The sequence below is a fragment of the Pseudorhodoferax sp. Leaf274 genome (assembly GCF_001422445.1).
GTDB lineage: Bacteria > Pseudomonadota > Gammaproteobacteria > Burkholderiales > Burkholderiaceae_C > Pseudorhodoferax.
The window spans coordinates 74,603-99,021 of record NZ_LMNA01000012.1; the positions used below are offsets into that span (position 1 = coordinate 74,603).

Annotated in this window: 21 protein-coding genes; 6 read left to right on the forward strand and 15 right to left on the reverse strand. The window is 71.2% G+C overall.

Annotated features, from left to right (window positions below; genetic code table 11):
• Positions 1-4 precede the first annotated feature (4 nt).
• The 3 genes from ASF44_RS14435 to ASF44_RS14445 all read right to left on the reverse strand — a co-directional run bounded on the left by ASF44_RS14435 (position 5) and on the right by ASF44_RS14445 (position 3,913).
• A complete protein-coding gene (locus tag ASF44_RS14435) occupies positions 5-2,590 on the reverse strand; it encodes a fused MFS/spermidine synthase (protein ID WP_056899925.1) in 2,586 nt (861 codons plus the stop codon).
• Complete coding sequence (locus ASF44_RS14440) at positions 2,587-3,210, reverse strand: putative 2OG-Fe(II) oxygenase (RefSeq protein ID WP_056899926.1); 624 nt, start codon at positions 3,208-3,210, stop codon at positions 2,587-2,589. Before ASF44_RS14440 ends, ASF44_RS14435 begins: the two co-directional genes overlap by 4 nt.
• Before the next feature lie 118 nt (positions 3,211-3,328).
• Complete coding sequence (locus ASF44_RS14445) at positions 3,329-3,913, reverse strand: VPLPA-CTERM sorting domain-containing protein (protein ID WP_056899927.1); 585 nt, start codon at positions 3,911-3,913, stop codon at positions 3,329-3,331.
• Between the two features lie 198 nt (positions 3,914-4,111).
• Between ASF44_RS14445 and ASF44_RS14450 the strand changes: the two genes are divergently transcribed.
• The 4 genes from ASF44_RS14450 to ASF44_RS14465 all read left to right on the forward strand — a co-directional run bounded on the left by ASF44_RS14450 (position 4,112) and on the right by ASF44_RS14465 (position 8,826).
• Positions 4,112-4,558 carry a copper chaperone PCu(A)C gene (locus ASF44_RS14450; RefSeq protein WP_056899928.1) on the forward strand — a complete coding sequence of 149 codons (447 nt, stop codon included), beginning with the start codon at positions 4,112-4,114 and terminating at the stop codon, positions 4,556-4,558.
• Positions 4,559-4,684: 126 nt separating this feature from the next.
• Complete coding sequence (locus ASF44_RS14455) at positions 4,685-6,895, forward strand: hypothetical protein (protein WP_056899929.1); 2,211 nt, start codon at positions 4,685-4,687, stop codon at positions 6,893-6,895.
• Between the two features lie 114 nt (positions 6,896-7,009).
• Complete coding sequence (locus ASF44_RS14460) at positions 7,010-7,873, forward strand: peptidyl-prolyl cis-trans isomerase (RefSeq protein WP_056900290.1); 864 nt, start codon at positions 7,010-7,012, stop codon at positions 7,871-7,873.
• Positions 7,870-8,826: a HupE/UreJ family protein gene (locus tag ASF44_RS14465; RefSeq protein ID WP_235579225.1), complete on the forward strand. Its 957-nt coding sequence runs from the start codon at positions 7,870-7,872 to the stop codon at positions 8,824-8,826. The genes ASF44_RS14460 and ASF44_RS14465 overlap by 4 nt, the downstream gene beginning before the upstream one ends.
• A gap of 37 nt (positions 8,827-8,863) precedes the next feature.
• Here ASF44_RS14465 and ASF44_RS14470 read toward each other — a convergent pair whose 3' ends face one another.
• The 7 genes from ASF44_RS14470 to ASF44_RS14500 all read right to left on the reverse strand — a co-directional run bounded on the left by ASF44_RS14470 (position 8,864) and on the right by ASF44_RS14500 (position 16,626).
• On the reverse strand, positions 8,864-9,571 hold the full coding sequence (locus ASF44_RS14470; RefSeq protein WP_056899930.1) for a DUF4198 domain-containing protein: 708 nt from the start codon (positions 9,569-9,571) through the stop codon (positions 8,864-8,866).
• Between the two features lie 20 nt (positions 9,572-9,591).
• Entirely contained in the window at positions 9,592-11,649 is a 2,058-nt protein-coding gene (locus tag ASF44_RS14475; protein ID WP_056899931.1) for a TonB-dependent receptor, read from the reverse strand.
• 89 nt (positions 11,650-11,738) lie between these two features.
• Positions 11,739-12,344, reverse strand: coding sequence for a HupE/UreJ family protein (locus tag ASF44_RS14480; RefSeq protein ID WP_056899932.1), 606 nt, complete (start codon positions 12,342-12,344; stop codon positions 11,739-11,741).
• Entirely contained in the window at positions 12,341-12,928 is a 588-nt protein-coding gene (locus tag ASF44_RS14485; RefSeq protein WP_056899933.1) for a HupE/UreJ family protein, read from the reverse strand. Before ASF44_RS14485 ends, ASF44_RS14480 begins: the two co-directional genes overlap by 4 nt.
• A 30-nt stretch (positions 12,929-12,958) precedes the next feature.
• Positions 12,959-13,942, reverse strand: a complete 984-nt coding sequence (locus ASF44_RS14490) for a hypothetical protein (RefSeq protein WP_056899934.1) — start codon at positions 13,940-13,942, stop codon at positions 12,959-12,961.
• A gap of 191 nt (positions 13,943-14,133) precedes the next feature.
• The gene (locus tag ASF44_RS14495) at positions 14,134-14,694 is read right to left on the reverse strand and encodes a hypothetical protein (RefSeq protein ID WP_156374508.1); all 561 of its coding nucleotides are present in this window, start codon (positions 14,692-14,694) and stop codon (positions 14,134-14,136) included.
• 114 nt (positions 14,695-14,808) lie between these two features.
• Positions 14,809-16,626 (reverse strand): glutamine--tRNA ligase/YqeY domain fusion protein, encoded by a 1,818-nt coding sequence (locus tag ASF44_RS14500; protein WP_056899936.1) that lies wholly within the window; start codon positions 16,624-16,626, stop codon positions 14,809-14,811.
• Positions 16,627-16,802: 176 nt separating this feature from the next.
• Here ASF44_RS14500 and ASF44_RS14505 point away from each other — a divergent pair, with 176 nt between their 5' ends.
• Entirely contained in the window at positions 16,803-17,180 is a 378-nt protein-coding gene (locus tag ASF44_RS14505; protein WP_056899937.1) for a hypothetical protein, read from the forward strand.
• A gap of 9 nt (positions 17,181-17,189) precedes the next feature.
• On the opposite strand, the gene crcB is transcribed toward ASF44_RS14505, so the two are convergent.
• From crcB to ASF44_RS14525, 4 genes are read right to left on the reverse strand one after another with little or no spacing between them, the layout of a single operon-like run.
• On the reverse strand, positions 17,190-17,567 hold the full coding sequence (gene crcB / locus ASF44_RS14510; protein WP_056899938.1) for a fluoride efflux transporter CrcB: 378 nt from the start codon (positions 17,565-17,567) through the stop codon (positions 17,190-17,192).
• Positions 17,567-18,877: a TRAP transporter large permease gene (locus tag ASF44_RS14515; protein ID WP_056899939.1), complete on the reverse strand. Its 1,311-nt coding sequence runs from the start codon at positions 18,875-18,877 to the stop codon at positions 17,567-17,569. The genes crcB and ASF44_RS14515 overlap by 1 nt, the downstream gene beginning before the upstream one ends.
• Positions 18,878-18,881: 4 nt before the next feature.
• Positions 18,882-19,415 carry a TRAP transporter small permease subunit gene (locus ASF44_RS14520; RefSeq protein WP_082524810.1) on the reverse strand — a complete coding sequence of 178 codons (534 nt, stop codon included), beginning with the start codon at positions 19,413-19,415 and terminating at the stop codon, positions 18,882-18,884.
• A 15-nt stretch (positions 19,416-19,430) separates the two neighbouring features.
• Entirely contained in the window at positions 19,431-20,396 is a 966-nt protein-coding gene (locus tag ASF44_RS14525; RefSeq protein ID WP_056899941.1) for a TRAP transporter substrate-binding protein, read from the reverse strand.
• A 137-nt stretch (positions 20,397-20,533) separates the two neighbouring features.
• Here ASF44_RS14525 and ASF44_RS14530 point away from each other — a divergent pair, with 137 nt between their 5' ends.
• Positions 20,534-24,163 (forward strand): hydantoinase B/oxoprolinase family protein, encoded by a 3,630-nt coding sequence (locus tag ASF44_RS14530; RefSeq protein ID WP_056899942.1) that lies wholly within the window; start codon positions 20,534-20,536, stop codon positions 24,161-24,163.
• Here ASF44_RS14530 and ASF44_RS14535 read toward each other — a convergent pair.
• Entirely contained in the window at positions 24,124-24,414 is a 291-nt protein-coding gene (locus tag ASF44_RS14535; RefSeq protein ID WP_056899943.1) for a helix-hairpin-helix domain-containing protein, read from the reverse strand. The two genes, ASF44_RS14530 and ASF44_RS14535, sit on opposite strands and share 40 nt — an antisense overlap.
• Positions 24,415-24,419: the final 5 nt, after the last annotated feature.

The window sequence follows — 24,419 nt, forward strand, 5'->3', positions numbered from 1 at the left end:
TTCGTCAGGACGGCAGCCGGCGCAGCACTTCGCGGGCCTCCGGGCGCGCCGGCTGCAGCCGCACCAGTTCATCGAGCAGGGCCCGCGCTGCGGGCACGTCCAGGCGCGCCAGCGCGGCCGCCATCTGCAGCAGCGGATCGTAGGCCGGGCGGAAATCGGGGCTGGTGCGCAGCACCTCCAGCAGCGGTTGCTGCACCTGGGCCAGCATGCGCCGCACGTCGGCGCTGGGTTGCACGTCGCGGCCCGCAGCCAGGAAGCGCGTGCGCGCATCCCAGTAGGCGGCCAGCCGCGTGGCCGCGGCCGGATCGGCCTCGACGAGTTCCCGTGGTTGCAGCGACAGTTCGTCCAGCAGCGCAGCCAGCCGCGCGCGCGGCGGCGCGGCCGGCGCATAGGTGGCGCGCGGCGCGAGGTAGGCCACGATGGGGTGGTCGTCCGTGTTCGCGGGCGCGCCGGCCGCCAGCCGCTGCAGCGCCTGCGGCCCGGCCACCAGCGTGCCGAGCACGGCGTAGGCGTCGTCCAGGCCCAGGCTGGCCGGGCTGCGCGGCCACTGGCGGGCCGCGGCCACGCGTGCCTGCAGCTGAGCGAGGTCGAAGCGTCTGCCATCGGCATGGCCGACCAGGCCCAGCACCGGCGTCTCCAGGCTCAGCGTGGCCAGCACCGCGCCGCCGGCCGGGAAGGCCGTGGTGAAGGCGCGCACGATGCTGCGCAGCGTCGGCAGGTCCAGCTGGTGCAGCGGCAGCCACTGGCAGAACAGCCCGCCCGCGGCCAGGCGTTCGCGCACCGCGTGGAAGTGCTCGACCGTGTACAGCGCGGCCGAGCCGCTGCGCGCCGGGTGGAAGTTGTCGGAGACGATGAGGTCGTACTGCGCCGTGGACGCGCGCACGAAGCGCCGCGCATCGGCCGCAACGGTGCGCAGGCGCCCAGCCGGCACCGGCCCGGGCGGGGCGAACCAATGCGCAGCGGCGATCACTTCGGGCAGCAGTTCCACGGCCTCGACCTGCAAGGCCGGGTCCAGCGTGGCCGCGCGGGCGGTGGTGCCGGTGCCCAGCCCCAGGAACAGGGCCTTGTGCGGGGCCGGGTGCAGCAGCAGCGGCAGCAGCGCCTGGCGTGCGTCGGCCGACCAGGCCGCGTTGCTGCCTTCCTGCTGCCGGTTGTTGATGCGCAGCCGGCGCGTGCCATCGGCTTCCTCGACCACGCTGACCGCGGCCATGGCGCCCTCGCTGTAGCTCAGCACACGGCTGCCCTCGGGCAGGTGGACGAAGGCCAGCGGCGGCGCCGCGAGCGCAAGCACCAGGGCCGCCGCGCCGATGGCGGCCGGCAGCACGATGCCGCGCGGCCGCCCCAGCGGCCAGGCCAGCAGCAGGTAGCCTGCCGCCACGCCCAGCAGCGCGGTCTTGGCGCCCAGCGCCGGCAACAGCAGCAGGCCGAACACCAGCGGCGCCGCCGCTGCGCCCAGCGTGTTGACGCCCAGCGCCACGCCGAAGCCGAGGCCGGCCGCACGCGCCTGGGTTGCCAGGTGGCTGAACAGCGCGCCCATCAGCAGCGTGGGCGGCCCGAAGGCGACCGCGGCCAGCACCGCCTCGGCCGCCAGCGCGGCCGGCATGCCGGCGCCCAGCCAGTCCAGCGCCTGCGCCTTGAGTGCCTCGGCACCCCACAGGCTGGCCGTGCCGGCCAGGCAGGCCAGCGCCAGCAGTGCGGGCAGCCGTTCGCCGAGCCGCGCCACGCCGGCGCGGCGGGCCAGCCGGCGGTCGTAGTACGCCGCGCCGGCCGCGCTGCCGACCAGGTAGACGGCCAGCAGCAGCGCGAAGGTGTAGACCGTGTTCTCTGCCACCTGGCTCAGCACGCGCACCACCAGCACCTCGTAGCCGATCCCGAGGAAGCCGGTGGCGGCCAGCAGCGGCAGCCACCCGCGCGCGGCCTGCGGCACGGCTTCGGGTTCGGGTTCGGGTTCGGCCGGCGCGCTGCCGCGCAACAAGCGCAGCGCGGTCACCGCGCACAGCAGGTTCAGCGTGGCGCAGGCCAGCGCCGTGCGCGCCAGGCCGTACGCCGGCACCAGCCAGAACGCGCTGGCCAGCACGCCGGCCACGGCGCCGAAGGTGTTGCCGGCGTACAGCGCGGCAATGGTGCCGGGCCTCCCGCCGCGCCCGTGCTGCGCCAAGGCACGCTCCATCGCCGGCAGCGTGGCGCCCATGGCGGCTGTGGCCGGCAACAGCAGCACGAAGCTGCCGCCGAAGGCCACGCCCCATTGCCAGGCGGGCGAGGGCTGGGCGCCGATGAGGTGCAGCAGGGCCTGGCCGATGGGCGCCATCGCAGTCGCCAGCACCAGGCTCCACAGGCCGATCAGCAGTTCGCAGCCGGCATACCAGCGGCCCGGCCGGCGGCTGGCCGCGATGCGCCGGCCCAGCAGCAGCGCGCCCACCGCCAGGCCGCCGAAGAAGGCGGCTACCACGGCCAGCACGCCGGCGGTCTCGTGGCCCAGCCACAGCGCGCTCTGCTGCGTCCAGACGATCTGGTAGCCCAGCCCGGCGAAGCCCGATGCCAGCATCAGCGCCATCACCGCGGGGCGGTGCGGCCGGTTCTGGGCGCTCATCCGCCGAACGTGATCTTGTAGCCCCAGGAATCCAGCTGGGTCGGGATGGCGTTGAGCGCCATGGTGATGCGGCGCGGTCCCGGGTTGGCCGGCACGGCATGCATGAGGTAGCTCGGGAACAGCACCAGGTCGCCCGGCTCGGGCTGCGGGCTGATCCATTTGTCGGCGCTGTAGGGCGTGGTGTCCACGCCGGCGTGGTCGTTCTTGAACGCGAAGTCATGGCCGCCCGGCGACTTCATGAACACGGTGCGCGCATCGGGGTGGGTGGGCGTCAGGTAGACCACGCCCGAGATGAAGCTGTTCGCGTGGTTGTGCATGGCCTGGCGGCCGCCGGTGTCCAGCAGGTTGACCCACATCTCCTTGAGCGACCAGCCGAGCCGCTCACCGAACATCTGCGCGCCGAACTCGGCGAGGTGCGGCGTGATGGTGCGCGCGGCCTCCACCAGCAGAGGACTGTCGCCAGGCTTGAGCATGGCCGTGTGCGACAGCTGGCCCGACGCGTTGTTGGCGATGCCGGCGGCATGGCTGAAGTGGCCGACCAGGCCGGCGACCAGGGCGGCGTCCAGCGCCGCGGGCACGCGCATGAAGGGCGTGGGAAACAGTCCGAAGAGCTCGTGCATCGTGCTCGGTGGGCGCCGGTGGGCGCCGCTGGAGGAGGAAGTTCAAACGCAGACAGGCAGCATCCGGCGGGATGCTGCCTGTCTGCGCGGATGTGGGCGCGGACGCGTGCTGCGCGGCTTACTTGCGGCGGCGGCGCGAAGCGGCCAGGCCGGCCAGGCCCAGCCCCATCAGCAGCGCGCTGGCCGGCTCGGGCACGGCGTTGAAGGTGACGTCGTCGTAGCCGATGGCCTCGGCGAACGTCACCGAGTAGGCGACGCCGCTGAAGCTGGTGGAGAGCAGGTCGAAGTTGCAGTAGGTCGCGCCGTCGCAACCGTCCTGGGCGTTGCCGGCCAGGTCGAACGAGGCCAGCAGCGTGCCGTTGCCGTCCAGGCCGCTCCAGATGCTGACGCCGCCGAGCACGGCGTCCAGCGACGAATACCAGAAGCTGAACGCGCCGCTGAAGCCGCCGTCCACGTTCATCGTCGCGGCAGCAGCGTTGCCCACCAGGATGCCGACCGGGGACGGGTTGTTGGAGAAGTACACGAAGTCCGGATCCTGGTTGCGCAGGCCTTCGGCACCACCGCCGAAGCGCACGCCGCTGGCGGCGTAGTGCTCCGCGATCGGCGCCCATTCCGGTGCGGTCTCGAAATCGATGGTGACCGGTGCGGCCATGACGGGCGCAGCGGCCAGCAGGGCCAGGGCGGCCAAGGCTTGAAACTTCATTGGGAACCTCCAGGAATCGTGTTGTGGACGAGGGGGCGGCGCGCCAGGGCGCAGCTGTCGGCAAGGTGCAGACGCGGCCGGACTGTAGGCAGCGTTCAAGACAGGCCTGTGACGGCGCGCCGCGGTGCCGGCGTCCGTCATCGGGCTTTCACGGGCGGCCACTACGCTGCCGGCCCACTGCATTGCACAGGAGCCGTCATGCCCCCATCCATCCACCGGCGTGCCGCGCTGCGCGCCGGCCTGGCGTTCGGCGCCGCGCTCGCGCTGCCGCAGGCCCGCGCCTGCGAATACTTCGCCGACAACCTGCGCATCACGCACCCGTGGTGCACCGCCACGCGGCCGGGCGCGCGCTCGGTCATCGTGTCGATGATGTTCGACCAGGTGACCCGCCCCGACCGGCTGGTCGGCGCCACGACCATGGTGGCGGAAGGCGCCGAGATCGGCGGACAGCTCGCGCGGCCCGAGGTCGACTTCGCCATCCCCGAGGGCGCCGAGACGCACCTGAGCGAGCACGGCAGCTTCCTCAGGCTGGTCGGCCTGAAGTTCCCGCTCGAGGTGGCGCGCACCTATCCCATGGTGCTGACCTTCGAACATGGCGGCGTGGTGCAGGCCACGCTCAATGTGGACCTGCAGCGCTTCCTCTGACACATACCCGTCACGGCAGGGTCACGCCCCGTTCCTAGCATCGCCCGCGGTCCTGCCACCGACCCGAACGAGGGACTGCGCCACACCGGCGCAGCCAGGCAATTCCAGAAAGCCCATAGGAGTCTCATGAAGAACGTGTTCAAGAAGAACCCGGTCGCGCTTGCCGCGGTCACGGTTCTGGCCACACTGGCCATCGCACCGGCTGCCCACGCAGCCAAGCCGGCCGGCACCTACGTGACCGGCGACTTCCACAACCACACCACCTGCTCGGACGGTTCGATCTCGATGCAGAAGCTGGTCAAGAAGGTCACCGACAAGACCGACACGCCCTGGGGCCTGGACTGGTTCGTCCAGGCCGGCCACGGCGGCAACGGCAACCGCAACTGCACGCTGGCCGAGGACGCCTCGCTCGCCACGCCGGCCTACCCGCTGGTCTACGCTGCCGATGGCACCACCGTCGTCGGCCCCAACACCACGTGGCAGAACAGCGTGCCGCCGGTCGAGCCACAGGGCACGCCCAACGGCAGCCGCCCGAACCAGAACATGTGGCGCTGGCAGGCGATCCAGCAATACCAGTACCCCCTCACGGAGTACCTGAACGCGCTCAAGAACGTGCCGATCTTCACCGGCATGGAGTCGGTCGTGGCCGGCCATGAGCACACCTCGATGACCGTCATCACCGGCCAGGTGCCGGCCGCCATCGACACGCGCGCGCTGCCCACCACCAAGGGCTACACGCCGCTGGGCAACGCCAACGCGCTGTCGCAATGGGCCTACTGCTTCGACCGCGGCAACGACGGCGACCTCACGCGCGGCGGCACGAACGGCTGGTCCTGCGGCGTGCCGGGCAGCGCCAACGAGAACGGCGTGGGCTGGAACGCGGGCGCCGCCAAGCTGCTGCAGGGCAGCGGCACCGGCTCCGGCGAGCGCGGCCATGCCAAGACCGTCGAAGGCATCAAGTGGATGGCCGCCTACCACCCGGACGGCAGCTACTACGTGCCGGCCCACCTGGAGCGCGCCGGCCCGTTCAACCCGGCCGGCAACAACGGCTTCAACATCGAGCACCTGCGCAACTTCAACAACGCCGGCCCGCGCATCGCGGTCGGCTTCGAGTCGCAGCCCGGCCACCATGCGTCGGACAACCGCGGCGAGTACTCGCCCAACCGCAACAGCATCGGCGGCGTGCGCGTGGACTCGGTCGGCGGCACCACCTATGGCGGCACCGGCGTGTACGCCGCGCAGATCGGCGGCGTGTGGGACGCGCTGCTGGGCGAAGGCCGCAACTGGTGGTTCTTCGGCAGCTCGGACTGGCACAACCGCGGCCAGTTCGGTCCGGACGACCGCCGCTCCACGCAGGACTTCTACCCCGGCGAATACCAGCGCGACTTCGTGATGGTGCGCAAGGGCAACGACACCAAGCTGCGCCCGCAGGTCATCGTCGACGGCATCCGCAGCGGCAACAGCTTCGTGGCCACCGGCCAGCTGATCGACCGCCTGGCCTTCGTGGCCTGCGCGTCGTACGCCGGCCCGGCCACGCGCACCAACGCGGCGGTCCAGGCGATCGCGGTCAAGGCCGCCCTGGCCAACACCGACACCGACGTGGCCGGCTGCGCCACGATGGGCGAGAAGCTGCAGGTGCGTGCGGGCGCCGAGGTGGTGGTGTCCATCGTCGTGCGCGACCCGTCGGGCACGAACTACTCGCCCTACACCTTCAACAACCCCTCGCTGGCCCAGGTCGGCATCAGCCAGCCGCTGAACGCGCCGGTGCTCGCGCAGGTCGACGTGATCCGCGGCCTGGTGTCCGGCTACCGCCAGCCCGGCGCCGCCGACTACGCCGGCCAGTGGCCCAACGACTGGTTGCTCAACCCCAGCATGGCCAACGTGCCGGCTGCGGCCAAGAACACCTCGGCCGCCGTGCTGCGCACCTTCAACGACGCGACCTGGACGCCCGTGGCCGGCAACGCCGAGTACAAGGCCATGACCTTCCGCATCCCGGCCGTGGCCGCCTCGCAGTACCTGCGCCTGCGCGGCTCCAACCTGCCGCCGAGCGTGCCCTACGAGACCGACGCCAGCGGCAACCCGCTGGCCGACGTCTACACCAACGCCGGCGACACGAGCAAGCTGACCATCCCGTGCCAGGTGGCGGGCGTCAACGTGCCGGCCAACGGCGCCAACTACACCGGCACCACCATCGACGGCTGCCCGAACCACCTGCCCACGGTGGCCGGCCAGAAGTACCTGGCCTACGACGTGGCGGCCTGGGCCGACCTGTGGTTCTACAGCAACCCGATCTTCATCGAGGTGGCCGGTTCCACCACGGTGGCAGGTGTCAAGTAAGCAGGGCCTGAACCCCGCCCCGTAGTCCTCGAAGCGCCGCGCGGCCGTGTCCGCGCGGCGCTTTGCCATGCCGGGCGACCCAGGCCGCCCGCATCCGAATTCCGAGTGATCGCCATGTCTTCCTCCAAACCGAACCGCGCTCCCAGGACCCTCCCGGCGGGCGCGGCCGCACCCCGCCCGCGCTGGTGGCGCGAGCCGCTGCTGCACTTCATCGTCCTGGGCGGCCTGCTGTTCGCGGTCGACCACGTGATCGTCGGCCGCGCCGAGGACCCGCGCACCATCGTGCTGACGCAGGACGTCGATGCCGAGGCGCAGGAACTGTTCAAGGCCTCGCGCGGCCGCCTGCCGACCGCCGAGGAACTGGCCGCATTGCGCCGCACCTGGCTGGACAACGAGGTGCTGTACCGCGAAGGCCTGGCCATGCAGGTGGACCGCGGCGACGACGCGATCCGCGAGCGCGTGATCTTCAAGGCGCTCAGCGTGCTGGAGTCCGACAACAAGCTGCCGCCCTACGACGACGCGCTGCTGCGCGCCTGGTTCGAGAAGCACCGCGCCAAGTACGACGAACCCGCGCGCTTCGACTTCCGCGAGGCCGTGCTCTCGGGCGACATGACCGAGGCCGCGGCCGGTGAACTGGCCACGCGGCTGAACTCCGGCGTGCCGGGCGAGGTCGGCGCCGGCCTGCGCGTGTTCAAGGGCCGGCCGCACGCCAACCTGGTGCAGAGCTATGGCGAGTCCTTCGCCAAGGCGGTCGAAGGCGCCAAGCCTGGCGCCTGGCACGCGCTGTCCGGCAAGGACGGCTGGCGCGTGATCCAGCTCGATGCCGTGTCTGCCGCCAGGCCCGCCGACTTCGAGGTGCTGCGCGGCATCGTGCGGCAGGACTGGACCGACCAGGTGATGGCCGAGCAGCGCACCGCGGCCGTGCGCGTGCTGGCCGAGAAATACACCATCCGCATCGAGGCCGAGGCCGCGAAATGAAGCTGGGCCTGTTGTTGCGGCGGCTCATCGCCGCCATGCTGCTGGTGCTCGGGATGGGCCAGGTGTCGGCCCACGAACTGACGATTGCCGAGATGGAGATGCGCGAGACCTCGCGCGGCGAGTTCACCTGGCAGTGGACCGCGCGCGAGCGCGCTACCCAGCGCGACCTGAACCCGGTCTGGCCCGCGGGCTGCACGGCCGAGCCGCCGCTGCTGCACTGCGGCCCGAACGGCCTGACCGGGGTGCTGCAGGTCGAGGGCGTGGGCAAGGGCTACTCCGTCGCCATCGTCAAGATCCGCTGGCTCGACGGGCAGACGCGCGTCTACACGCTGACCACGGCCCAGCCCGCGGTGCACCTGTTCGGCACCGCCGACGACCAGCGTGGCATGGGCGAGATCGCCTCGGCCTACACCGTGCTGGGCATCGAGCACATCCTGACCGGCACGGACCACCTGCTGTTCGTGGTCAGCCTGCTGTTCCTGGTGGGCTTCAACCGCCGGCTGGTGTGGACCATCACCGCGTTCACGGCGGCGCACAGCATCACGCTGGCCCTGAGCGCGTTCGGCCTGCTGGCGCTGCGGCCGCCGCCGGTGGAGGCGACCATCGCGCTGTCCATCATGCTGGTGGCCGGCGAGGCGCTGGGCAAGCAGGCCACGCTGTCGCGCCGCTGGCCGGCGCTGGTGGCCTTCCTGTTCGGCCTGGTGCATGGGCTGGGCTTCGCGGGCGCGCTCAAGCAGATCGGCATGCCCGAGAACCACCTGCCGGTCGCGCTCCTGACCTTCAACGTCGGCGTGGAGATCGGCCAGCTCGGCGTGGTGCTGCTGGCCTGGGTGCTCTGCAAGACGCTGGCGCCGTGGCCCAGCTTCGCGAAGGCACGCACGCCTGCGCTGTATGGCATCGGCAGCGTGGCGATGTACTGGGCGAGCGGGCGGATCTGGGCGATCCTGACGTGATCCGCCCCGCTGGGTCGTGATGTCGACCCACCTGGCTTCAGTGCGTCTGGAACGCGAACAGGTATTCGTAGCTCAGCTGCGTGGTCCTGGGGTCGCCCTGGACCGGGATGCGGATGATCGCCAGCAGCTGGTTGCGGCCTTCCACCGGCGTGACCGTGGCTGTGCCGTCGGCCGCGCTCGTGACGGGCGGGCCGTCCTCGCCGATGGACAGGCGCGCGCCGGCCAGCGGCTTGCCGTCCTTGAGCACCTTCACCTGCAGGGGCTTGCCGGCCTGAGGATCCTTGGACTGCGTGCCGACGATCTCGAAGGCCTGGCCGAGCTCCTTGCGCGCGATCAGGCCCCACTGCAGCACGGTCTTGTGGAACTTCATCGCGTGCACGCCGCTCGTGGCGCCGGGGTTCTGGTCCATGGGCTTGTTGACCATGGGGCTGCCTTCGCTCTTGCTGAAGAAGCCGTTGTCGAACTCGGCCGCCAGCATGGCCGGCTCGCGCTCGGGCGTGACGCGCACACCGTCGCCAGCCGCCTGCGTGCGCACGTCGATCTTGCGGCCACGGCGGTCGTAGGCGGTGACGGACTTGAGCTTGTCGGCCTGCACTTCTTCCAGCTTGCCCTCGTGGCCGCCGAACTGCACCAGGTAGGCGCCCTGTGCGTCGGGCACCAGCCAGACGTTGTGGGCCTGTGCGGCGCCCATGCCCAGGGCCAGTGCGGCCAGGGCGGTGGCGAGGCGGGATCGGATCGGTGTCATGTCGTTGTTTCCTGGTGTGGTCAGAACTGCGCCTGCACGCCGACCTTGAGCGTGCGCGGCGCACCGGGCGCAAAGAGCTGCGTGCCACCGATGACGGAGGCGGAGGTGGCGTAGACCTTGTCCGTGACGTTGGCCACGCTGGCGTAGACCTGGTAGGACTGGGCGCGGTAGGTCAGGCCCACGTCCAGCGTGTTGTAGCCGCCGTAGACGACGCTGTTGTCGGCGTTGACGGCGTAGCTGCCCACGCGGCGCCAGGTCACGGTGCCGGTCCAGTTCGGCACGGGCGACCAGGCCGCGGAGGCGGTGGCCGTGTGGCGCGGCACGGCGGCCACGCGCTTGCCCAGCAGGGCGGGGTTGGCGTTGGCCGTCACTTCCGAGTTGGCGCTGCCGTAGGCCAGCGACAGGTCGAGGTCGCGGCGCGCCGCCCACAGCGCGCTGATCTCCACGCCGGTGCGCCGGGTCTCGCCGTAGTTCTCGTACACGCCCGGCGCCACCGTGCGGATCTCGTCCGACGAGCGCACGCGGTAGGCCGCCACGTCGAGCGAGACGCCGGGGCGCGGCTTCCACTGCGCGCCGACCTCGGTCTGGCGGAACACGTTGGGGTCGAGGTTGGCCGCGCCCAGCGCGTACTTGGCGAAGGTGTTGGGCAGCGCGAAGCCTTCGGACCAGCTGGCGCGCAGCTCGAGTTCGGGCAGCACGTCCGAACGCACGCCCAGCTTGGGGCTGGTGTGCGTGACCTCGTTGAGCGGGCCGCAGGGGTCGGTGCCGGTCTCCGCGCCGTTCTTCGCGCACGAACCGCTGAAGCGGTCCCAGCGCAGCCCGAGCGAGGGCTTGAACAGCCGGTGCACCGGCGCCTCGATCTCGGTGAAGGCCGACAGGCTGTTGAGCTTGGAGCGGCGGTCGTTGATGGCACCGGCCGTGCGCGCGCGCTGGACCAGGTCGTCGAAGTACTGGTAGTCGGTGCTCTCGCGGAAGGTCTCCACACCGGCCACCCAGTTCAACGGGCTCCAGGCCGTCTGGGTGCGGCCGTTCAGGCTGGTGCCTGCGCCGAACACCCTGCGGTCGTAGTTCTCCTCGCGCTGGCGCCAGGCGGTGGCATTGGCGGGCCGGCTGAACCAGCGCGTGAAGTCCTGCCGCGTGGCATACGCGAAGCTCAGCAGCTTGAGCTCGGGCGCGAGGCGATAGTTCACGTCGGCGCGCACGGTGCCGAAGTGCTTCTCGGCGCCGTCGTTCATGGCGCGCGCATCCTTGCCGTAGGGGTTGGTGGCGAACTGCGCGGCCGTCACGTAGCCGGGGTTGTCGCCATCGGCCTGGTGCAGCCGTGCCGACAGGGCGATGTCCAGGTCGGGCGTGACGGCCTTGGTCCAGCGGCCGGCGATGGTGGTGCGCTCGGACTGCGACTGCGCGCGAAAGCCGTCGCTGCGGTAGTGCTGGGCGGCCAGGTTGAGGTATTCGCCTTCGCGCACGCGCAGGCCCAGTGCGGCCTGCGCATCCACCGTGCCGTGCGAGCCGATGCTCACGTCCAGGTCCTTGTATTCGCCGCGCTTGCGCGTCTCCACCGCCACCAGGCCGGCGCGGTTGAAGTTGCCGTACAGGGCCGACACCGGGCCACGGAACACGCGCAGCCGGTTGATCTCCAGCGGCACGATGACGTTGAAGTCCACATACCCGTCGGCATGCGACATGGCCTCGTTCAAAGGGATGCCGTCCAGCACCACGCCCAGGTCACCGCCGTGGCCGCCGCCGCCGAAGCCGCGCAGCACGATGGTGTCGGCCACGCCGGCGAGCTGATAGTTCTGCACGTTCATGCCGGGCACCAGGCGGAACAGGTCCTGCGCCTGGCTCACGTGCTGCTGCTGGATCTCCTCGGCCTCCAGCGTGGTGGTGGAGTAGGAGGCAGCGGCGGCGCGAAGGGTCTCGCCCTTGACGTCCACGGAGCGCAGCTGGGGCGCGGTGTCCGTGGCGGGCGACTGGGCGGCAGCGTGCTGCGACAGCGCGGCGAGGATGGTGCAGGCCGTGGCACGGACGGTGGCGCGGATGGCGGGGGGCCTGCGGTGGCGGGTGGAAAGGGATCGCATGCGGCGTGTGAGATGAATTTGAGAATTTTCCTACACGTATTTGTAACGCACGCGTTCGACGGTGTTGTGACAGCCGCCGACGGGCGGCGTCAGGCGGGCCGGGCGACGGCGAGCGTGAGCACCAGCAGGGCGCTGGCGCTGAGCCAGGAGGCCAGCACGCGCACGCCGACCCGCGCCCAGGGTTGTTGCAGCGGGTTCACGATGCCGGCCAGGCAGGCCGTGCACAGCGTGGCCCCCACCAACGTGCCGACCAGCGCGGCATGGCGTTGCATCGGGGCCATGCCGTCGGGCGCCGAGCCCAGACCCACGGCCAGGCCGACCAGGGCCGCCAGCGGCACCAGCGCCCAGGTGGGCCAGGCCCGCGCCAGCACCACGCTCAGGCCGATCAACGTTCCCAGTGCCAGCAGCAGCGCATCGGGCTCGGGCAGGCCCAGCGGCCGCAGGCCGAGCCACAGCCCCAGCACCAGCGCGGCCACCAGGGCCAGCATGGCCTGCCGGCTGGCCAGCACACCACGCTGGCCGAACAGCAGGCCCAGCGCGACCAGCGCGATCAGGTGCGCAGGGCTGATGTAGGGGTGCAGCACGCCGCTGTAGAACGCGCCCACGCCCTTGATCTCGCCATGCGCCCAGGCGGCGCCGCCAGGCAGCGCCACGGCTGCCGCGCAGGCGAGCCGCGCGAAGCCGCGCCAGCTCACATGGCGCCTTGCAGGAAGAACAGGCCGACCACCGAGATCGCCCCGCCGGCGGCCCGCACCGCGACGCGGCCGGCCGGCGACCGCACGAGCGCGCCGAAGCCGATGCCGGCCAGATGCAGCATGCCGGTGGCGATGACGAAGCCCAGGCTGTAGACCAGCGGGTGGCTTTCGTGCGGCAACTCGGTGCCGTGGGCATGGCCGTGGAACACCGCGAACACGGCGACCATGAGGCCCGCCACCCACAGCGGCGGGCGCACCGCGAACGCGACCATGCCGCCCAGCAGCACGGCCGACAGCGCGATGCCCACCTCCACACCGGGCAGCGGGATGCCCAGCACGCCGAGCACGCCGCCCAAGGCCATCACCAGCGGGAACACCACCGGCAGCACCCACAGCGCCGGCGCGCCCAGGAACGCGCCCCACAGGCCCACGGCCACCATGGCGACCACGTGGTCCGGCCCCAGCAGCGGATGCATGAAGCCGGCGACGAAGCCGCCGCCCATGTGTTCGGTGGAATGGGCGAAGGCTGGCAGCGCGGCAAGCGCGATCAGCAGGCAGAGCAGGGAGCGGGCAATCGAAGGCATGGTCGTCGGCAGAAAAAGAACCGGCGGACTCTAGGGCGCATCCGTGACAGGCTGTTGACGTTCGGGCGGCGGCATGGCGTGGTAGCCCCGGCTCGGCAGCCGCCAGGCCTGCAGCCGCTGCGCAGTCTCGCGCCGTGCACCGGCCAGTTGCCCGGCGATCTGCGCCGCGCAGGCCCAGGCCGGCGGGTCCAGCGTCTCGCGCCAGGCCTGCAGCGCGGGCATCAGGCCGGGCTGCAGCCACACATCCCAGCACTCGGCATCGGCCGGCAGGCGCTTGAGCCCCTCGTGCACGGCGTCGGCCAGCGTGCGCAGCCGCAGCATGGCGCGCTCGGTGCGGCAGGCCGGCCGCAGGTCGCGCACGAGCCGGTTCTTGCCCGCGGGCCGCTGTGCCTGCAGTGTGAGCAGCCGCTGGATCTGCTGCAGCGCCAGCCGGGTGGAGCGGCAGGGCAGCGGCGCGCACAGCGGCAGCGCCGGCGCCGCCAGGTGGCGGGTGGCGAAGGCCGGCCCCAGCATCAGCGTGGCCAGGCGCAGCCACTCGCGCGGCGCGAGCCCGGCCGTGGCGTGCGGCAGGCCGGCCAGCAGCAGCACCTCCTCGAAGCTGCGCGCGCCCTTGGCGCGGTTGGCGCGCACGCTCATCACGGCGAGGTTGCTGGCGGCGTAGGCGGCGTCGTTGTTGAGCCGGTCGATCGACCAGTCGGTATCGAGGTGCTCGCCGTGGGTCAGCGCCTCGCGCGTGACGGGGCAATGCGTCACGTCCAGCGTGCGCAGCAGCGCGGGCGTGACCTCGTCGTCGACGATGCGGCCGCGGCGCCAGGCGCCTAGGCGCAGCTGCAGCCACTTGCGCGCGAAGCGGTCGGGCGTGGCGCGCGGCAGGCGTGCATGGGCGGCGGCGTCGAAGCCTTCGCGCACGGCGCCGGGCCAGCCCTCCAGGCGGGGCCAGCGCGTGCTGGTGTGGATGTCGTGGCCGAGCCGGCGCCCGGCCTCGGCGAGGTCGTGATCGGTCGATGCCGTCATGGGTGTCCTCCTTGCCCGGCCAGCGGACGCGCACGTCCACCGGACGGTGCTGGCTTGTGGGAGACCCGGCGTGCCGCAGCGGTCTGCGGCGGCGCGGGGCCACTGGCAAGGCGATGGCGCACGGCACGGCCTGGCCGGGTCGGCCGGTACGGCGTGCGCCATCGGGGCCCGCGCGCGGCGGGCCGCAGGCATCAGGCGCGCGGTGGGCGTTCGGGCAGGGCAGGCACGTGGCTGTGCCAGGGCGTTTCGCCGCGGTCCGGCCAGCGCAGCAGCCGGGCCGGTGCCGTCGGAATGGCCAGCGCCGCGGGCAATGCCAGCGGCATCAGCGTGCCGCCAGCCGTGGCCGCATCGGTGCCGCCGCCGTGGCCGTCGGTGGCGACGACCGAGGCGTCGTGCGGCGCGTGGTGGTGGCGCGCCAGCGTGTCGTGGTGATGGTGGTGCGCGCCCGACCCATGGGCATGGCCCGAGGCGGCGGGCCGCAGCCGGGCCTGCAGGCGCAGGTTCTCGACCAGCCGGGCGGTCTGCGGTCCCACCACGGACTGCACGAGCGATTGCACCGCCGACTGCAGGGTGCCGCCGACCAAGCCCGGCCAGGACGGCGCCTCGGCCGCCGCTTCATGCCGGTGCTCGGGCCCCAGCATGCGCAGCAGCGCCCCGCCCAGGCCGTGCAGGGGCAGGGCCACCAGCAGCAGGCCGACCACGAACCGGCGAAGGCACGCGGGCAGCTGCAGGAGAAGGCGTGGTGGCGTCACGGCAAGGATTCCGGCGCCAAAGCGCGCGGAACCTGCCATTGTCCAAAGCCATGTGAAACGCCGATGACAGCGGCGCAGCCCGCAAGGCCCTGGCGGCTGGGCCCCGTTGGAGGCTTACTTGCCCCAGCTGTCCCGCAGGCCCGTGGTGCGGTTGAACACCGGCTTGTCGGGATGGTGGTCGCGCCGGTCGGCCACGAAGTAGCCATGGCGCTCGAACTGGTAGCGGTCGTCCACGCCAGCGCTGGCCAGCGAGGGTTCCAGGTAGGCCTGCACGGTGCGCAGGCTGTCCGGGTTCAGGCTGTCCAGGAAGTTCTTGCCGCCGGCATCGGGGTGCGCATCGTTGAACAGGCGCTCGTACAGCCGCACCTCGGCCGGCACGGCGTCGTGCACGCCGACCCAGGTGATCACGCCCTTGACCTTGATGGCGTCCGCGCCCGGCGTGCCGCTCTTGGTGTCGGGCACGAGTTCGGCGTGCACCTCGGTGATGCGGCCCTGGTCATCGCGCAGGGCGCCCGTGCACTGCACCACGTGGCCGTACTTCAGGCGCACGCGGTTGCCGGGCTTGGACGTGCCATCGGCCGCGGTCTGCGGCGGGTACAGGCGGTGAAAGCCCTTGGGCGGCGTTTCCTCGTAGTCGCTGCGCTCGATCCACAGTTCCTTGCCGAACTGGAAGCTGCGCCGGCCCTGCTCGGGTGCGTGCGGGTTGATGGGCGCGCTGCAGTCGTCCAGCAGGCCGGCGCCGTGCAGCGCATCCCAGTTGGTGATGACGAGCTTGACCGGGTCCAGCACGGCCATGGCGCGCGAGGCGGTGGCGTCCAGCGTGTCGCGCAGCGCGCCTTCCAGTGTGCTGTAGTCGATCCAGCTGTCGCTCTTGGTCACGCCGATGCGCTCGGCGAAGAGCTGGATGGCTTCGGCCGTGTAGCCGCGCCGGCGCAGGCCCACGATGGTGGGCATGCGCGGGTCGTCCCAGCCGCTCACGCGCGCCTCGTTGACGAGCTGGGCGAGCTTGCGCTTGCTGGTGATCACGTAGGTCAGGTTCAGCCGCGCGAACTCGTACTGCCGCGGCGGCGGGGCCGACAGCAGGCCGCCTTCGGCCAGGCGCTCGAGCAGCCAGTCGTAGAACGGGCGCTGGTCTTCGAACTCCAGCGTGCAGATGCTGTGCGTGATCTGCTCCAGCGCGTCCTCGATCGGGTGCGCATAGGTGTACATCGGGTAGATGCACCAGCGGTCGCCCGTGTTGTGGTGCGTGGCGCGGCGGATGCGGTAGATCGCCGGGTCGCGCATGTTGATGTTGGGGCTGGCCATGTCGATCCTGGCGCGCAGCACGGCGGCGCCATCGGCGAGTTGGCCGTCGCGCATCTCGCGAAAGCGGGCCAGGTTCTCCGCGGGCGTGCGGCTGCGGAAGGGGCTGTCCACGCCGGGCTTGCCGAAGTCGCCGCGGTTGGCGCGCATCTCCTCGGGGCTCTGCTCGTCCACGTAGGCGTGGCCGGCCTCGATCAGGTACTCGGCCGCGCGGTACATGAAGTCGAAGTAGTCGCTGGCCTGGTAGAGGTGGTTGGTGCCGGCGGACTCCCAGTTGAAGCCCAGCCAGCGCACGCTGTCGACGATGCTGGCGACGTACTCCTGGTCTTCCTTCTCGGGGTTGGTGTCGTCGAAACGCAGGTGGCAGACGCCGCCGTAGTCACGCGCCAGGCCGAAGTTCAGGCAGATGCTCTTGGCATGGCCCACGTGCAGGTAGCCGTTGGGCTCGGGCGGAAAGCGCAGGCGAACCCGCGCCGGGTCGCTGGGGCCCTGGGCATGGTGGGCGGCATCGCCGGGGCTGCCGCCCCAGTGGCGGCTGGCATAGGTGCCCTGGGCCAGGTCGTTCTCGATGATCTGGCGCAGGAAATTGCTTTGCTTGTGGTCGGTCGGCTCGGACGCGGGGGAATTCATGCAACCGATTCTAGGAGGCCCGCGGCAGATGCCCGCTGGTGACGCGCTTGTGCGGCGCCCGCGCAGCAGTCGTTACCCGCCGTAACCGGTTTAACCCGCGCTGCGTCATCCATTTGCATCTTGGTGCGTCAATAGGGCATGGCCGCAGTCCGCGGCGACGCACAAGGAGTACGCACATGGCATTGAAGCAAGCTGGCCGCTGGGCCGCCGCTGCGGCCATCGGCATCGCCGGCCTGGCACTGGTGTCGGGCGCCCAGGCGCGCGACGTGGTCTGGTCGGTGGGCGTGGGCGCGCCGGGCGCCCAGGTCATCGTGGGCAACGCGCCGGTCTATGTGGGGCCGCCCGTCATCGTGCAGGCGCCGCCGCGTTATTACGCGCCGCCGCGCTATTACCAGCCGCCGCGCTACTACGAACCGCCACCGGTCTACTACGCGCCGCCGCCGCGCGTGTACTACCAGCCGCAGCCCATCTACTACGGCCCGCCGCCGCATTTCCATGGGCCGCGCCATGGCCACCGGTACGACCGCCGGGACCGGGACGGCTGGCGGCGTTGAGCGCGGCGTTCAGCGCCCGAGCACCAGCGCCACGGTCTTGAGGCCCGCGAACGTCAGCACCAGCGAGCCCAGCAGGTGCGTGGCGGCCGTGGCCAGGGCCAGGCCATAGCGCTGGGCCTGCAGCATCAGCACCACCTCGGCCGAAAAGCTCGAGAACGTGGTGAGCCCGCCCAGCAGCCCGGTGACCAGCGCGAGCCGCCAGACCGGGTCGATCTGCGGCATGGCCTGGAACACGGCCACGCACACCCCCACGAAGTAGCCGCCGATCAGGTTGGCGGCCAGCGTGCCCAGCGGCATGGGCCCACCGGTGTTGAGCCACACCGACAGCCGCCAGCGCAACAGCGCGCCGACGGCCGCGCCCACGCCCACGGCCACGGGCGCCAGCATCAGCGCGCCGCCCCCATCAGCAGGTCGGGCAGGCCCGTCACGATCTGGGGGAACACGGTGATCAGCACGATGCAGACGATCATGCAGACGAAGAAGGGCACGGCGGCCAGCGCGATGGTGTTGCTGTCCTTGCCCGTCATGTTCTGCAGCACGAAGAGGTTGAAGCCCACCGGCGGCGTGACCTCGGCGATCTCCACCAGCAGTACCACGAAGATGCCGAACCAGACCAGGTCGAAGCCGGCCTTCTGGATCATGGGCAGCACCACGGCGCTGGTCAGCACGATCATGGAGATGCCGTCCAGCGCCGTGCCCAGCACCAGGTAGACGAAGGTCAACACGAAGATCAGCGTGTAGGGCGACAGGTCCATGCTGTCCACCCATTCGGCCAGTTCGCGCGGGATGCCTGTGAAGGCCATGGTCTTGGTCAGGAAGGCCGCGCCGGCCAGGATGAACATGATCATGCAGCTCGTGCGCGTGGTGCCCATCAGGCCTTCCCAGAAGTTCTTCCATGTCAGCGAGCGGCTGGCCGCGGCGATGGCCAGCGAGCCCAGCACGCCCCAGGCCGCGCATTCCGTGGCCGTGGCCCAGCCGGCCACCAGAACCCAGACGATCAGCACGATCAACAGGCCACACGGGATCAGGCTGCCGGAGCGGCGCATCTTCTCGCCGAAGGACATCGGCGGCTCGCCGGGCGGCACCTTGTCGGGGTTGCGCAGGCTCCACCAGCCGATGTACAGCGAGAACAGCAGCATCAGCAGGAAGCCCGGCAAGAAGCCCGCCAGGAAGATGCGGATGATGGACGCATCGGCCGCGACCGCGTAGACCACCATGGTGATGGACGGCGGGATCAGGATGCCCAGCGTGCCGCCGCAGGCCAGCGCGCCCAGCGTGAGCTTCTCGTCGTAGCCGCGGCGCTGCAGCTCGGGCAGGGCCACCTTGCTGATGGTGGCGCAGGTGGCGGCCGACGAGCCCGAGACCGAGCCGAAGATGCCGCAGCCCAGGATGGTGGTGTGCATGAGCCGCCCCGGGATGCGGTTGAGCCACGGTGCCAGCCCCGAGAACATCTGCTCGGACAGCCGCGTGCGGAACAGGATCTCGCCCATCCAGATGAACAGCGGCAGCGCCGCCAGTTCCCAGGAAACGTTGGACTCCCAGAAGGCCGAGAACAGGTTCTTGCCTGGCAGCGTGGTGGTGAAGAACGCCTGGCCGACCCAGCCGGCGATCGCCAGCGCCATGGCGATCCAGACGCCGCCCGCGAGCAGCAACAGCATGACGAGGAGGAGCAGGCCTCCGACGGCGATCAGGCTCATGGTCTCAGATGTCTTCGGAGTAGTCGCCGCGCGCGTGCCGTTCCTCGACCAGGCGCACGTAGGTGGGTTTCTCGCCGCGCAGCACCAGCACGAGTTCGTCGAGCACGGCCAGCAGCAGCACGATGGCGCCGACGACGAAGGTCATCTGCGGCACCCAGATCGGGATCACGACCATGCCGCCGGCCATGTCGTGGAACTCCCAGCTTTCATAGGTGAAGCGCGCGGCCCACCAGGCGAGGTAGGAGACGGACACGGCGGCGATCGCCAGCGAGACGACCTCCAGCACGCGCCGCACGCCGGTGTGGACCTTGTCCAGCACCAACGTCACGCGCACGAAGTCGCCGTGCTTGAAGGCATGGCCCATGGCCAGGAAGGCCGCGGCCGCGCAGGCCCAGGCCACGACGTCGTTGACCCAGCCCACGCGCAGGTCGGCCATGCGGCCGATGGAGGCGTAGATCATGAGCGCGAAGATGGCCAGCACGCACAGGGCGGCGAGCCGGCCCGTCCAATCGAACAGGCCGTCGAGCAGGCGGCGCAGCACCGGACCGTGCCCTTACTTGCGGTAGGCGTCGACCACGGCCTGGCCGTCCGGCCCGGCCTTCTTGAGCCAGTCGGCCAGCATCACGTCGCCGACCTTCTTCATGTCGGCCATGAGCTGCGGCGTGGGCTTGACGATGTTCATGCCCTTGCCGGCGAGCTGCTGCAAATACCAGGCGGTCTTCTCCTCGCTGCTCTTCCACCCGCGCGCCTCGGCCTCGGCCGCGGCCTTCATGAGCGCCTCCTGCGTGGGCTTGTCGAGCGCGTCGAAGGCCTTGGCGTTGACGATCACCGCGTTCTTGGGCAGCCAGGCCTGGGTGTCGTAGAAGTTCTTGATGTGCTCGTAGGTCTTGGAGTCGTAGCCCGTGGAGCCCGAGGACATGTAGGAGTCGATCACGCCGGTGGCCATGGCCTGGGCCAGCTCGGCCTGCTGCACGGTGACGGGCTGGGCGCCCACGAGGTCGGCGATCTTGGCCGTGGCCGGGCTGTAGGCGCGCCACTTGAGGCCCTTCATGTCGGCGCCCGAGTTGATCTGCTTGTTGGCGAAGATGCCCTGCGGCGGCCAGGCCACGGCGTAGAGCAGCTTGAGGTTCTGGCTGGCCAGCAGCTTGTCGAGCGCGGGCTTTTGCGCCTTGTAGAGCTTCATGGCGTCGCCGTAGCCCGTGGCCAGGAAGGGCACGCCGTCCAGGCCGAACAGCGGGTTGTCGTTCTCGAAGTTGACCATCAGGATCTCGCCGGCCTGGGCCTGGCCGCCCTGCACGGCGCGCTTGATCTCGGGCGCCTTGAACAGCGATGCGTTGGCGTGCACCACGATCTTGAGCTTGCCGGCCGTGGCCTTGTCCACGTCGGCCGCGAACTGCGTCAGGTTCTCGGTGTGCAGGTTGGTCGCCGGGTAGGCGCTGGGCAGGTCCCACTTGGTCTGGGCGAAGGCCTGCGCGCCCAGGGTCAGGGCGGCCACGAGCATTCCGATGCGGTACTTCATACGGGAATCCCTCCGGGGAGATGGGGCTGAGATGGGGTGGGTGGAAATGGCGGGGTGCAGGATAAATGCAATTCCCGGGCCACCTTCACCGTGTTTGCCCCGGGGCCGCGGCACGTAGCATGCATGCAGGAGAGCCCATGCGCACTGAAGCTTCGACACCGGCCCGCTGGCAGTTCTGGATCGACCGCGGCGGCACCTTCACCGACATCGTGGGCCGCGGCCCCGATGGGCAGCTCTGTACGCACAAGCTGCTGTCCGAGAACCCGGAGCGCTACGACGACGCGGCCGTCGCCGGCATCCGCGCCGTGCTGGGCCTGGCGCCCGGCCAGCCCATCACGGCCGGGCAGGTGGAGTGCGTGAAGATGGGCACCACGGTGGCCACCAACGCGCTGCTGGAGCGCAAGGGCGCGCCCACGCTGCTGGTGACGACGCGGGGCTTTCGCGATGCGCTGCGCATCGCCTACCAGAACCGGCCGCGGCTGTTCGACCGGCGCATCGTGCTGCCCGAGCAGCTGTACAGCGCCGTGGTCGAGGCCGAAGAGCGCGTCGCGGCCGACGGCGCCGTGCTGCAGCCGCTGGACGAGGCCGCGCTGCGGGCCCGGCTGCAGGCTGCGTTCGACAGCGGGCTGCGCAGCGTGGCCATCGTTTTCCTGCACGGCTGGCGCTTCACGGCGCACGAGCAGGCGGCCGCGCGCATCGCGGGCGAGATCGGCTTCACACAGGTCAGCGCCTCGTACCGCACCAGCCCGATGATGAAGCTGGTGAGCCGCGGCGACACCACCGTGGTCGACGCCTACCTCTCGCCCATCCTGCGCCGCTACGTGGACCAGGTGGCGCGGCAGATGCCGGGCGTGCGCCTGCTGTTCATGCAGTCCTCCGGCGGGCTGGCCGACGCCCACGCCTTCCAGGGCAAGGACGCGATCCTGTCGGGGCCGGCCGGCGGCATCGTGGGCATGGCGCGGACCGCACGGATCGGTGGGCACGAGCGCGTGATCGGCTTCGACATGGGCGGCACCTCGACCGATGTGTCGCACTACGCCGGGGTGTTCGAGCGCGAGTTCGAGACCCAGGTGGCCGGCGTGCGCATGCGCGCGCCGATGATGGCCATCCACACCGTGGCGGCCGGCGGCGGCTCCATCCTGCAGTTCGACGGCCAGCGCTTTCGCGTGGGGCCGCAGAGCGCCGGCGCCAACCCGGGGCCGGCCAGCTATCGGCGTGGCGGGCCGCTGGCGGTGACCGATGCCAATGTGCTGCTCGGCAAGATCCAGCCGGCCTGGTTCCCGCAGGTGTTCGGGCCGGGCGGCGACGAGGCGCTGGGCCTGGAGGTGGTGCGCCAGCGCTTCGCCGAACTGGCGGCGCAGGCCGGGCGCAGCGCAGAGCAGGTGGCCGAGGGCTGCATCGCCATCGCGGTGCAGCAGATGGCCAACGCGGTCAAGAAGATCTCGGTGGCGCGCGGCTACGACGTCACGCGCTACACGCTGCAGTGCTTCGGCGGTGCGGGTGGCCAGCACGCCTGTCTGGTGGCCGATGCGCTGGGCATGGCCCGCGTGTTCGTGCACCCGCTGGCCGGCGTGCTGAGCGCCTACGGCATGGGGCTGGCCGACCAGTCCGTGCTGCGCGAGCAGGCGCTGGAACTGCCGCTGCAGCCCGACCAGCTGGCGGCCGTGGCCGCCGCGCTGGAGCAGCTGGCCGAGGCGGCCGGCACCGAACTCGCGCGCCAGGCCATGGGGCAGGGCGCCAAGCTGGTGCACCGGCGCGTGCACCTGCGCTACCAGGGCAGCGATGCGGCGCTGGTCGTGTCGTTCGGCGAGCTGCCCCGGATGCGGGAGGCGTTCGAGGCGGCCTACCGCCAGCGCTTCTCCTTTCTGATGGCTGGCCGGGCGCTGGTGGTCGAGGCCGTGTCGGTCGAGGCCGTGCTGGCCGGCGACGCGCCGGCCGAGCCGCTGCTGCCCTTGGGCGCGCCTCGGCCTGCGCCGGTGCGCGAAACCGTGCCCATGTACTGCGAGGGCGCCTGGCGCGAGGCCGCGCTGGTGGTACGCGATGACCTGCGGCCCGGCGACCGCATCGCCGGCCCGGCCATCATCGCCGAGCGCAATGCCACCACCGTGCTGGAGCCCGGCTGGGAGGCCCGCCTGACCGAGCGCGGCCACCTGGTACTGGAGCGCCGCCAGCCCCGTGCGTCGGCCCATGCGGCCGGCACCACGGTGGACCCGGTGCTGCTGGAGGTCTTCAACAACCTCTTCATGAACATCGCCGAGCAGATGGGCCTGCAGCTGCAGAACACCGCGCACTCGGTGAACATCAAGGAGCGGCTGGACTTCAGCTGCGCGCTGTTCGACGGCGAGGGCCAGCTCGTGGCCAACGCGCCGCACATGCCGGTGCACCTGGGTTCCATGGGCGAGAGCATCCGGGCCGTGATCCGCGACAACCGGCACCGCATGCAGCCGGGCGACGTGTTCGCGCTGAACGACCCCTACCACGGCGGCACCCACCTGCCGGACGTGACGGTGATCACGCCCGTGTACCTGCGCGAAGCCGATGCGCAGCCGCTGTTCTACGTGGGTTCGCGCGGCCACCATGCCGACATCGGCGGCAGCACGCCGGGCTCGATGCCGCCGTTCTCCACGCGCATCGAGGAGGAGGGTGTGCAGATCGTCAACTTCCTGCTGGTCGAGCGCGGCCAGCTGCGCGAGGCCGAGGTCCTGGCGCTGCTGGCGACAGGAGAGTTTCCAGCGAGGAACCCGCAGCAGAACCTGGCGGACCTCAAGGCCCAGGTCGCTGCCAACGAAAAAGGCGTGCAGGAGCTGCGCAGCATGGTGGCGCAGTACGGCCTGGACGTGGTGCGGGCCTACATGGGCCATGTGCAGGACAACGCCGAGGAGTCGGTGCGCCGCGTCATCACGCGGCTCAAAGACGGCGCCTTCACGCTGCCGCTGGACAACGGCGCGCAGATCCAGGTGGCCATCCGCTTGGACGCCGCGGCGCGCAGCGCGGTCATCGACTTCACGGGCACCTCGCCGCAGCAGGCCAACAACTTCAACGCGCCGACCGCTGTCTGCATGGCGGCCGTGCTCTACGTGTTCCGCACGCTGGTGGACGACGACATCCCGCTCAACGCGGGTTGCCTCAAGCCGCTGCGCGTCGTCATCCCGCCGGGTTCCATGCTGAACCCGAACCCACCTGCCTCGGTGGTGGCCGGCAACGTGGAGACATCGACCTGCATCACCAACGCGCTGTTCGGCGCGCTGGGCGTGATGGCGGCCGGCCAGTGCACGATGAACAACTTCACCTTCGGCAACGCGCAGCACCAGTACTACGAGACGATCGCCGGCGGCTCGGGCGCGGGCGAGGGCTTCGACGGCACCGGCGTCGTGCAGACGCACATGACCAACTCGCGCCTGACCGACCCCGAGGTGCTGGAGCACCGTTTCCCGGTGCGGCTGGAGAGCTACGAGATCCGCGCCGGCTCGGGCGGGGCCGGCCGCTGGCGCGGTGGCGACGGCGGCGTGCGGCGCGTGCGCTTCCTCGAACCGATGACGGCCAGCATCCTGTCGAACGGGCGCGTGCACCCGGCCTTCGGCATGGCCGGTGGCCAAGCCGGCGCGCTGGGGCGCAACCGTGTGGTGCGCGCCGACGGGCGGGTGGAGGAACTGGGCCACATCGGCCAGGTGGCGGTGCAGCCCGGCGATGTGTTCGAGGTGCACACGCCCGGCGGCGGCGGTTTCGGTCAGCGTGGCGCGGAGGAGGGGGCGGCCGGCCGCTCGTAGGCCTGGCCGTTCACGCGCAGGCCCTGGGCCGAGAAGCGCGCGGCGTTGCCCGGGCCGACGCCCTTGATGCGGGCCATCAGGTCGGCCCAGTCGCGGAACGGCGCCTTGGCGCGCTCTTGCAGCATGGGCGTGGACAGGCCGGGGCCGATGCCGCGCAGCCCGTCGAGCTCGGCCGCGCTGGCCTCGTTCACCTCGAGCGCCCAGGCCGGAGCGACCAGCACCAGCAACAGCGCGGCGAGGGCGGCGCGCATCGGAT